Annotated in this window: 10 protein-coding genes; 7 read left to right on the top strand and 3 right to left on the bottom strand. The window is 61.9% G+C overall.

Going from position 1 to position 10,674, the window contains the following annotated elements; genetic code table 11:
- The first annotated feature begins 89 nt into the window (after positions 1 to 89).
- Together glpD and glpK are read left to right on the top strand one after the other, a co-directional pair.
- Entirely contained in the window at positions 90 to 1,661 is a 1,572-nt protein-coding gene (glpD, locus tag ACROHD_RS11185; RefSeq protein WP_432677894.1) for a glycerol-3-phosphate dehydrogenase, read from the top strand.
- 157 nt (positions 1,662 to 1,818) lie between these two features.
- Positions 1,819 to 3,306 carry a glycerol kinase GlpK gene (gene glpK / locus ACROHD_RS11180; RefSeq protein WP_432677892.1) on the top strand — a complete coding sequence of 496 codons (1,488 nt, stop codon included), beginning with the start codon at positions 1,819 to 1,821 and terminating at the stop codon, positions 3,304 to 3,306.
- 190 nt (positions 3,307 to 3,496) lie between these two features.
- Here glpK and ACROHD_RS11175 read toward each other — a convergent pair whose 3' ends face one another.
- Both ACROHD_RS11175 and ACROHD_RS11170 read right to left on the bottom strand, forming a co-directional pair.
- Positions 3,497 to 3,892, bottom strand: a complete 396-nt coding sequence (locus ACROHD_RS11175) for a YbaN family protein (protein WP_432677891.1) — start codon at positions 3,890 to 3,892, stop codon at positions 3,497 to 3,499.
- An 11-nt stretch (positions 3,893 to 3,903) separates the two neighbouring features.
- Positions 3,904 to 4,494, bottom strand: coding sequence for an rRNA large subunit pseudouridine synthase E (locus ACROHD_RS11170; RefSeq protein WP_432677889.1), 591 nt, complete (start codon positions 4,492 to 4,494; stop codon positions 3,904 to 3,906).
- A gap of 129 nt (positions 4,495 to 4,623) precedes the next feature.
- On the opposite strand from ACROHD_RS11170, the gene ACROHD_RS11165 reads away from it, so the two are divergent.
- Together ACROHD_RS11165 and argE are read left to right on the top strand one after the other, a co-directional pair.
- The gene (locus ACROHD_RS11165) at positions 4,624 to 5,808 is read left to right on the top strand and encodes a M24 family metallopeptidase (protein WP_432677888.1); all 1,185 of its coding nucleotides are present in this window, start codon (positions 4,624 to 4,626) and stop codon (positions 5,806 to 5,808) included.
- Positions 5,805 to 6,962 carry an acetylornithine deacetylase gene (gene argE / locus ACROHD_RS11160; protein WP_432677886.1) on the top strand — a complete coding sequence of 386 codons (1,158 nt, stop codon included), beginning with the start codon at positions 5,805 to 5,807 and terminating at the stop codon, positions 6,960 to 6,962. The genes ACROHD_RS11165 and argE overlap by 4 nt, the downstream gene beginning before the upstream one ends.
- Before the next feature lie 2 nt (positions 6,963 to 6,964).
- Here argE and ACROHD_RS11155 read toward each other — a convergent pair whose 3' ends face one another.
- Positions 6,965 to 7,855, bottom strand: a complete 891-nt coding sequence (locus ACROHD_RS11155) for a DMT family transporter (RefSeq protein WP_432677885.1) — start codon at positions 7,853 to 7,855, stop codon at positions 6,965 to 6,967.
- Positions 7,856 to 7,954: 99 nt separating this feature from the next.
- Here ACROHD_RS11155 and ACROHD_RS11150 point away from each other — a divergent pair, with 99 nt between their 5' ends.
- The 3 genes from ACROHD_RS11150 (at position 7,955) to ACROHD_RS11140 (ending at position 10,632) form a co-directional block, all read left to right on the top strand.
- Positions 7,955 to 8,335 (top strand): winged helix-turn-helix transcriptional regulator, encoded by a 381-nt coding sequence (locus ACROHD_RS11150; protein ID WP_432677883.1) that lies wholly within the window; start codon positions 7,955 to 7,957, stop codon positions 8,333 to 8,335.
- Complete coding sequence (locus ACROHD_RS11145; protein ID WP_432677882.1) at positions 8,332 to 9,264, top strand: L-lactate dehydrogenase; 933 nt, start codon at positions 8,332 to 8,334, stop codon at positions 9,262 to 9,264. Before ACROHD_RS11150 ends, ACROHD_RS11145 begins: the two co-directional genes overlap by 4 nt.
- A 246-nt stretch (positions 9,265 to 9,510) precedes the next feature.
- Complete coding sequence (locus ACROHD_RS11140) at positions 9,511 to 10,632, top strand: hypothetical protein (protein WP_432677881.1); 1,122 nt, start codon at positions 9,511 to 9,513, stop codon at positions 10,630 to 10,632.
- The last annotated feature ends 42 nt before the right edge of the window (positions 10,633 to 10,674 follow it).

Genomic DNA, 10,674 nt, shown 5'->3' with positions numbered 1-10,674 from the left:
GTCGGGAAGCGAAGAATATCGAACATGAAAATTGACAAAACGAACATGAAGTGACAGGAGTCGCGCGTAATTCGAAAGGCGAGTCTCTCATGTCCGAGGAATATGACCTCTTCATCATTGGCGGCGGAATCAACGGCTGCGGCATCGCACGGGATGCGTCGGGCCGGGGTCTGAGCGTCGGGCTTGCGGAAATGAACGACCTCGCGTCAGCCACCTCTTCGGCCGCGACGAAGCTGTTTCATGGCGGGCTGCGCTACCTGGAATATTTTGAGATCCGGCTGGTGCGGGAGGCGCTGAAAGAACGCGAAGTCCTGCTCTCGGCCATGCCCCACATCAGCTGGCCGATGCGCTTCGTGCTGCCTTACCACAAGGACATGCGGTTCGAGAGCACGACGCCCACCTCCCGGCTGTTGGGGCTGGTCATGCCTTGGATGCGTGGACGGCGCCCCGCCTGGCTGATCCGGTTTGGGTTGTTCATGTATGACCATCTTGGCGGACGCAAGATTCTGCCAGGGACGAAAACCGTCGATCTGCGGACCGCACCGGAAGGCATGCCTTTGCAGGACCGTTTCGCCAAGGCCTACGAGTATTCCGATTGTTGGGTTCAGGATTCGCGGCTGGTCGTTCTGAATGCCCGCGACGCCGAGGCGCGTGGCGCAAAGATCATGGTGCGCACCAAGGTGCTGTCCGCGGCCCGAGACGGGGATGCCTGGTCCATCATGCTGGAGGATGAAAGCGGTCAGCGGACGGTGCGGGCAAAGATGCTGGTCAACGCGGCAGGCCCCTGGGTGGGCGACGTGATCCAGACAAAGATCCGCGTGAACTCGCGTGAAAATGTAAGGCTGGTGCGTGGCAGCCATATCGTGACGCGAAAGCTGTATGATCACGACAAGTGCTACTTCTTTCAGGGCGAAGACGGGCGGATCATCTTCGCCATTCCCTATGAAGAGGATTTCACCCTGATCGGCACCACGGACCTGGACCACACGGACCCCTCCGTCGCACCGGTCTGCACTGGTGAAGAGCAGGATTATCTTTGCGCTTTCGCATCGAACTACTTCAAGCAGCCGCTCACGCGCGAGGATGTTGTCTGGACCTATTCCGGGGTCCGTCCGCTCTATGACGACGGGGCCAGCGCAGCTCAATCAGCCACGCGGGATTACGTGCTGAAGGTCGATGCGAACGGACCGCCAGTGCTGAATGTATTCGGGGGCAAGATCACCACATATCGGAAGCTTGCCGAAAGCGCGCTGGAAAAGATCGGCCAGCATCTGCCCCTGTCAAAAGGCGATTGGACGGCGGGTGTGCCCATGCCGGGCGGGGATTTTCCGGTATCCGCCGTGCAGTCCCTGATTAATGGGCTGCTGGCCGACTATCCTTTCCTGACCCCGGCCTGGGCCAAGCGCCTGGTTCGTCACTATGGCACCGAGGCGCGCGACATTCTCGGGGATGCGACCACAGCTGCTGAGCTTGGCCACGACTTTGGCGCAACCCTAACCGAGGCAGAGCTTCGCTGGCTCATGACGCGCGAATATGCCCGGCAGGCAGAAGATGTCGTCTGGCGCCGCACCCGGCTTGGCCTGCGGCTAACCGAAGACCAGATCGCCGCCATCGACCGGTTCATGTCAGGCCGCGTTGCCAGCCCTGCGGTTTCTGAGTGACCGAATGTCTTTGAGCCTGGAGGAGTTGCCTTGAGGGTCCGGGGGCAGAGCCACGGCGGAACAGCGCGCAAAGCGCGGCGAAATTGGATCTTGAGCACGTGAATGGTTTGCGGGGCAATGCGCACCCGCTAGGATTGCAAGAAAGAGGGAGGAACCGATGACCCACATTCTGGCCATCGACCAGGGCACCACGTCAAGCCGCGCCATCGTTTTCGATGGCAAGATGAACATCACAGCGGTTGCGCAACAGGAATTCACGCAGCACTACCCGGCATCGGGATGGGTGGAGCATGATCCCGAGGATATCTGGACCACGGTCGTCGATACCTGTCGCTCGGCCTTGGATAAGGCGGGGCTGTCGGCCTCTGGCATTGCGGCGATTGGTATTACCAATCAGCGGGAAACAACGCTGCTGTGGGATCGCAAAACCGGCGAGCCCTTGCACAACGCCATCGTATGGCAGGATCGGCGCACGGCGGATCGCTGCGCAGCCCTAAGGGAGGCGGGGCACGAGGAGATAGTGCAGGAAAAGACTGGCCTGCTGCTCGACCCCTATTTTTCGGGCACCAAGCTGGCATGGCTCCTGGACAATGTGGATGGCGCGCGGGAGCGGGCAGATCGGGGCGAACTGGCCTTCGGCACCGTCGATACCTTCCTGATCTGGCGCCTGACCGGCGGCGTGTCCCATGTGACGGATGCCACCAACGCGGCGCGGACACTACTCTATAATATCCGTGACGGGGCCTGGGACGAAGAGATTTGCGGGCTCATGAATATCCCAATGAGCCTGCTTCCCGAAGTGAAGGATTGCGCGGCTGAGTTTGGCCAAACCGAGCCGGGACTTTTGGGAACCTCGCTTCCCATTTTGGGTGTTGCAGGCGACCAGCAGGCGGCGACGATCGGCCAGGCCTGTTTCGCACCGGGGATGCTGAAATCGACCTATGGCACTGGCTGTTTCGCATTGCTCAATACCGGTGACACGCTTGTTCGGTCGCAAAACCGGATGCTGGGAACGATCGCGTATCAGTTTGACGGCAAACCCACCTATGCGCTGGAAGGATCCATCTTTATCGCTGGCGCAGTGGTGCAATGGCTGCGGGATGGTTTGAAGATCATTGACTCCGCCCCCGAGACGCAAGGCATGGCAGAAGCGGCGGATCCCGCGCAGCAGCTTTACCTTGTGCCTGCCTTCACGGGCCTGGGCGCGCCCTATTGGGATGCGGAATGCAGAGGCGCAATCTTCGGACTGACACGCAACAGCGGCCCCGCAGAGTTCGCCCGCGCAGCGCTGGAAAGTGTAGGCTACCAGACCCGTGACCTGTGGGAAGCGATGCGCGCCGACTGGCAAGGCGCGGGCGGAGACAGCATCCTGCGCGTCGATGGCGGGATGAGCGCTTCGGACTGGACCATGCAGTTCCTGTCGGACATCCTCGGCGCGCCGGTGCACCGACCGAAGGTGCTGGAGACAACAGCGCTTGGAGCGGCGTGGCTAGCAGGGATGAAGGCTGGGGTTTACCCCGATCGTGAAGGCTTTTCCGCCACATGGGCGCTGGAGCGGGAGTTTGTTCCCTTGATGGACGGAGAAACTCGTGAAGCCCGCTATGCCGGTTGGAAAGATGCGGTGGCACGTGTGCTGAGCCGATAATGGATCGCCGCCTTCGGCGTCGACCGGAGAGCGGCCCTCGTCAAGCCCCTTCGGGGCCCTCCTCGGGCCGCGTTGCCATGGGAGTTGGCCGGGTCTGGCCCGCCGCATCAGATGTTGCATGGGTTGAGAGGACTCAAGGTACCCGGCAGAGGGAGTTTTGACGGTGTAATCCGGGGGGCTTTGGGGCCGCTCAATCACCGTTCGGGCGGGACAGGATGAAAGCAGCGGCGCTGCCCATGGCGATCAACTGGATTAGGATGACCGTACCACTGAAGCTCGACAGAACGCTGACCAGCAGAACGAGCGCCATCGCGGTGCAGGCCATGACCTTGTAGCGCGGGCGGATGGCGCCGTTTTCTTCCCAATCGCGGATTGGGCCGCCGAATATCTGGTGATCGACCAGCCATTGACGCAGGCGAGGGGAGCTTTTGGAGAAAGCGAAAGCGGCGAGGATCAGGAACGGGGTGGTCGGCAGGATCGGCAGCACGACCCCCGCGAAGCCAAGTGCGACGGCGCTCCAGCCGAGAGCAAGCCACGGCAGGTGGCGTAGGCGGGGGCGGTTGGCGGGGTCCGGCATCAGGCTCATGCCCTTTGGGTTTAGCGCGGTTTGCGGCGGGGGGAAGGGGCGGAGAGCTCTGCCGAGGCGTCGCGCCAGTCGCCGGGGGCGAGGCCGTCGAGGCTCCACTTGCCGACGCGGGTTCGGATCAGGCGCAGGGTGGGCAGGCCCACGGCGGCGGTCATGCGGCGGACCTGGCGGTTGCGGCCTTCGGTGATGGTCAGTTCCAGCCACGCGTCCGGCACCGACTTGCGGTAGCGCACGGGTGGGGTGCGCGGCCAGAGACCGGGGGGTTCTTCGATGAGATGCACTTTCGCGGGGCGCGTGGGGCCGTCTTTCAGGGAAACGCCTTTGCGCAGCGCCTCCAGTTGTTCCTCCGAGGGCGCGCCTTCAACCTGTGCCCAATAGGTCTTGGGGGTCTGGGTGCGAGGACTGGTGATGCGGGCTTGCAGCCTGCCGTCATCTGTTAGAACCATCAGCCCCTCGCTGTCGCGGTCCAGCCGCCCGGCAGCGTAAACCCCCGGAACGTCGATGAATTCCGACAGGGTGCGGCGAGCGCTGCCTTCGGTGCCTTTGTCGGTGAATTGCGACAGCACGTCATAGGGTTTGTTGAACAGGATCAGTTTTGTCATCAGCTCGCCCTTGCTTGCCCCGGTCCTGACCGATCTTGGCGTGTTCGGCAAGCTCCATGTCGGAAAAGCTCTTGCGGTAAATGGCGGATCGCCTAGCGTGATCAGGACAGCCAGACAGGGAGAGACGATATGCCAGCGGGATGTGCACCGTTCAGCCAGGCGGAATATGACCGGCGGATCGCCAAGACACGGGCCGCGATGGCCGAGGCGGGGCTTGATGCGATTTTCGTCACCGATCCGTCGAACCAGGCCTGGCTGACGGGCTATGATGGCTGGTCCTTCTATGTTCATCAGGGTGTAATCCTGCGGATGGAGGGAGAGCCCGAATGGTGGGGCCGGTCCATGGATGCGCTTGGCGGGCAGAGGACCTGCTGGATGGCGGCGGAAAACATCCATGGCTATTCCGACCATTACATCCAGTCGACTGTTTATCACCCGATGCAGGATCTGGCAGAGCATTTCACTCGGTTGGGACTTGCGGGGGCCCGGATCGGGGTGGAGATGGAGAACTACTACTACTCCGCCAAGGCGCATACGGTTCTGATGGAGGAATTGCCAAATGCGACGCTGGTCGATGCCACCGCGCTGGTGAACTGGCAGCGGCTGGTGAAATCGCAGGAGGAGATCGGCTTTATCCGTAAGGCTGCGAAGATTTCTGAGAAGGTGGTTGGGGTCGCGTTGGAGCGCGCAGCACCTGGGGTGCGAAAGAACGATCTGGTGGCCGACATCTTCCACGCAGGCATCACCGGGGTGGATGACATCTGGGGTGACTACCCGGCCATCGTGCCGCTGACGCCCTCGGGGCTCGATGCCACCGCCGCGCACCTGACGTGGAACGGGGACGAGATGCGCGAAGGCGAGGCTACGTTCTTTGAGCTGTCGGGCTGCTACCGTCGCTACCATGCGCCGCTCTGTCGTACCGTGTTCCTTGGCACGCCGTCGGACGATATGCGCCGGGCCGAAGCCGCGCAGATGGAAGGGATCGAGGCAGGGCTGAACGCCGCCCGCGCAGGCAACCAGACCCGCGATATCTTCAACGCCTTCATGGAGGTGCTGGCCAAGCACGGGATCGAGCGCAAGGGCCGCATGGGCTACCCGATCGGCCTGAGCTACCCGCCCGACTGGGGCGAGCGCACGGCGTCGATCCGCGGCGAGGATGAAACCGTGCTGCAACCGGGCATGACCTTCCATTTCATGCCGGCGCTGTGGATGGACAGTTGGGGGTTGGAGACCACAGAAACCATCCTGATCACGGATAGTGGCCCGGCAGAGACCTTCTGCAACGTGGAGCGCAAGCTCTTCGTAAAACCATGACCGGCCTGCCCGAGACGACCCAGTTGCTGGCCGAACTGGTGGGGTTTCCCACCGTTTCGACTGACAGCAATGTTGATATGATCACGCTTCTCGCCGACCGGCTGGCGCAGGCCGGGGCAAAGGTGGAGATCATCGCCGACGAGAGCGGACGCAAGGCCAATCTCTGGGCGCGGATCGGGCCGGATGTGCCGGGGGGCATTTTGCTATCGGGCCACAGCGACGTGGTGCCGGTGGCGGATCAGGCGTGGGCCACCGACCCGTTCGATCTGCATGAGGCGGAGGGCAGGCTTTACGGGCGCGGCACCTGCGACATGAAGGGGTTCATCGCGGCGGCGGTGGCCATGGCTCCGGTCTGGGCCGAACGCGCCACGCGGCGGCCGGTCTATTTCGCCTTCACCCATGAAGAGGAAACCGGCTGCCTTGGGGCGCAGGCCCTGGTCAAGCTGCTGGAGGGGCGCGAGAACCTGCCCAGTATCGCCATCGTGGGCGAACCAACCTCGATGCGGATCATCGAAGGGCATAAGGGCTGTTTCGAATACTCCACCCATTTCACCGGGCTGGAGGGGCATGGGTCTTCCCCCGATCACGGGGTCAACGCGGTGGAATATGCGGTGCGTTATGTCTCTCGCCTGCTCGACCTGAAGGAACAGCTCAAGGCCCGCGCCCCTGAAGGTAGCCGGTTCGAGCCGCCGTGGACCACGATCAACACCGGCGCGCTTGTGGGGGGCGTGGCCCATAATGTCATTCCGGGCCGCTCGCGGGTCGATTGGGAAATGCGGCCCGTGCAGAAATCGGACGGCGATTTCGTGAAGGAAGACCTCAAGCACTTCTGCGAGGATATCCTGCTGCCCGCCATGCGTGCCGTGCACCCTGAGGCGGGGATTACCACCGAGGTGATTGGAGAGGTGGATGGGCTGGAGCCTGCCACCGAAAACGAGGCGCGCGATATTGTCATGGAACTGACCGGCGCCAATGGCGCGGGGGTGGTGCCCTTCGGGACCGAAGCGGGGCTGTTTCAGGACCTGGGCATGTCAGTCGTTGTCTGCGGTCCGGGGTCCATTGAACAGGCGCATAAGCCCGATGAATTCATCGAGGTTTCGCAGATGCAGGAATGCCTTGGTATGCTCGACCGGCTCAGCCGGAAACTGGGTTAGGCTCAGATCAGCACAATCATGGCGCTACCGGCTACGGCCAGCCCCGCCCCCAACAGCGCGGGCGATCGGGGCGCGACGCCTTCCTTGATCCAGATGATCGGCAGCACCAGCACCGGGGATAGCGACCCGAGGACGGAGGCAATGCCCGCGTCCATCACGGACATGGCGTAGAGCAATAAGGAGGAGGAGACCACGTAGCCGATAAAACCGGGCAGGACCGTTCGCGCCAACAGGGTGGGGGTCAAAGGCCGGTGGCTGCGAAAGGCCGGTGAGGGCCAAAGAGCCACAAGGGAGATCAGAAAGGCCGCTCCAAGCAGCCGGATCGCGGTGATTGCCAGCGGCGGGGTGCCGTCCAGCATGGCCGGTTTGACGATCAGAAACCCGACCCCCTGAAACCCTGTCGCCAGCAGCCCGAGAAGGACAATCATTGCCATCCGTCCATGTGTCTGATCACTGGCCGAGCGCGCGTTCGATCCGTAAAGGATTGCCAGGGCGACTCCGCACAGGGCAAGCGCCGCTCCGATCAGATCGGGGGTGTTTGGCACCTCTCCCAGCCAGGCAAAAGCCAAGAGTCCTACGACCGGGGCTTTGAGCGACAACAGCAGCTCCATCCGGCGCGGGCCGCCAAGCCGCAGGCATTCGATCATGGCGAGATTGCCCAGAAGGATGCCAATGACGATGCTGGCCGCGAAGGCGGGCCAGTGGCCCCACGCGACGCTGCCCCACAGGCCAAGCCCCGTACAGCCCGCCGCGACGATGGCGGAACAGGCGAGCAGTTGAATCCGAGTGAACTCGAACGTGCCAAGCGCCCGTGCGGGGGGCTGAGCCAGAACGGCGCCGGTGGCCCATCCGAGCGATGCGATAAGGGCCGCGAGGGCGGGAAAAAGGATCATGGCGAATCTTTCAGTGAATGCTACACTATGGATAGCATCCATGCGCTACCCAATCGGTAGCGTCAATGTGATACGGAAAGAATAGCAAGTGGAGCGCCCATGGCCTCGACCCATCCCCGCCCCGGACAGCCGGTTCGCGGATCCAAATCCGGCAAGCCGATCATGGCGCTGTTTGACCTGCTTGGCCGCACATGGGCGCTTGGGGCGCTCTGGCAGTTGTCGCGCGGGGCGATGACCTTTCGCGAATTGCAGGCCGCCTGCGAAGGGGTGTCGCCCACAGTGCTGAACCGGCGGCTGAAGGAGCTGACGGCCAGCGACCTGGTGGAACGGGCCGAGCGCGGCTATCGGCTGAGCGATGCGGGGCAGGAACTGTTCGGGCTGCTGCATCCGCTTGGGGGCTGGTCAGAGACATGGGCCGCGCGCATGGCGGAACAGGACGCTGGCCAACCAAGAACAAGCGGGCAGGGAGAAACACCATGAAAGTAGGCATCATCGGTGCAGGCATGGTCGGGTCTGCCGCGGCCTTTGCGCTGATCATGCGTGGCGAAGCGTCGGAAATCGTTCTGGTCGATGTGAACCACGCCCGCGCCCACGCGGAGGCCGAGGATATCGCGCACGCCATCCCCTTCGCGTCGCCTGCGATCGTGCGGGCCGGTGACTATGCCGATCTGGATGGGGCGGGGGTGGTGATCTTGTCTTGCGGTGTATCGCAGAAACCGGGCGAAACGCGGCTGGCGCTGCTGGAACGGAATGCCGGGGTGTTCCGGCAGGTGGTGGGGCAGGTTATGGCGGTCTGCCCCGGTGCGATCCTGCTGGTGGCCTCGAACCCCGTCGACCTGATGACACAGATCACCACGCGACTGTCGGGCCTGCCGCCGGGGCGGGTGATCGGGTCTGGCACGATCCTCGATACCGCCCGGTTCCGCTGGCTGGTTGGTCGGCACCTCGGGATATCTCCGGGCTCCGTTCATGGCTATGTGCTGGGGGAGCACGGCGATTCCGAAGTGCTGGCCTGGTCCAGCGCGCGGGCCGGATCGGTGGCGCTGGAAAGCTTCGCCGCGCAGGTTTCTGCCCCACTGACCGAAGATGTTCGCCAAAGGATCGACGCGGGCGTGCGCGGTGCGGCCTACACGATCATCGAAGGCAAGGGCGCGACGTGGTACGGCATCGGCGGCGGGCTGGCCCGCATCGTGGCGGCGATTGCGGGCGACGAACAGGCGGTGCTGTCCGTTTCGGTGGTCGAACCGGATGTTTTGGGTGTGCCGGACGTGGCCCTGTCGCTGCCTCGCACGGTGGGGCGCGAGGGCGTGACTGCGACGCTCTGGCCAGAGCTCAGCGAGGGCGAGGAAAGCGCCCTGCGCCGGTCGGCAGAGATTCTGCAAGAGCGGCTGTTGCCATTGGAAATCTAGCGTCCTCGGGTCGCTTTCATCACGTTGAACAAGCCGACTGGCGGGGAAATTGCACAGCTTAAAGATGACAGGTGTCGAAGTTACCGTCAACGTCACCCTAGGTTCAGTTCTTGTGCTGTCCCTTGCGCAAGCTGGATTGGTCCCCTGCCATAGATCACTTCTGCGGGTGTTCACTGCGTTTCAAACTGCTTCTTCTTGGGCCGGCTTCCCAAGAGGCCAACCATTCTATGGGAAGGGGAACTAACAATGTCGGGCACAGAAACGATTGAGAAAGCGAAACTTGGGGCCGAAAAAGCCAAGGAAGCCGCAGATTTCATTCACGAGTATTCAGAGGCGGCGCGCAAGCTGAGCGAAGAGGGCAAGGAATTGTCGAAGCTTCAGTCGGTCGCCGCCACCCTGGAAGGGTTCGACAAACTGTCAACAGGCTTCATGATGGCCGGGGCAGGGCTGGAGGTGGCGACGATGTTCACAGGTGGCGCGGAAGATCCGAGCGCGCAGATCCTCAATGCCCTGCAAGAGCTCGACGACAAGGTCACCGGCATGTGGCAGGACATGGACAAGCGTCTGGATGATCTCCAGAAAGAGATGATAGAAGACAAGGTTGATGAAGAAATCTACAATTCCGTCGAAAGGATGGCCGGCCTGAAGCGCGAAGTCCTTCTATATCAAAAGGATCATCAGAACGATGATCTTACCGATCCGCCATACAATCCGGGTTTCACCAACGACTCCTTCACAAAAATCGCCGACGCATTCAAGACGAACAAATCGGACAGCAATCCTCTGGCGAGTAAGTACGACGCTGAATATGGATCAGCTTCGGTGATCAGCGAGAGGATTCGCACCTATCTCGACATCGCGCTGTTTGCGCCAATGGCTTATTCGTTGTCCTCGGCGCTGCAGCACGCAAAGGGTGGGAAAGAGCTGCACTCTCCCGAGGATGTGCAGTTCCTGTTCGGCAAAGGCTGTAAAGATATCATCGCGAGTTGCGCGCATTTTGCGAAGCGGCTTGCAGATGAAGAAGACAAGAACATCAAAGACCGCATTGCCAAAAAACTCACCGGTGAAATCAAGCTGCTGAATTCCCCGTCGGATACCAATGAAGTGGACATCGATGATGCCGATCCGAATCCAGGACGGAACCCCTTTCATCTGCCGGCACAGGCAATGCTGGATGATCTAACCGAGAGTTGGCCCGGTGTGTCCTTCTGGGTTGTGATTGGACAGAAATATCTGAATCACAATTGGAATTTTGTTCAGGAAGGCGGGGTATTTGACGGAACGAACTACTTTGAACCGTCCGTGAAGCACAACGCAGGAAACCCATCCGTCAGCTGTCTGACGTCAGCGCCTATGGGACAGATTTGAGGTTTTCGTAACGGAGGTTTTCTGGTTCATCGCAGCCAATAT

The organism is Nioella aestuarii (genome assembly GCF_050896395.1).
GTDB classification, from domain to species: domain Bacteria; phylum Pseudomonadota; class Alphaproteobacteria; order Rhodobacterales; family Rhodobacteraceae; genus Nioella; species Nioella aestuarii.
The sequence above is the reverse complement of the archived record's forward strand: the minus strand, read 5'-3'. Positions and strand labels throughout refer to the sequence as shown.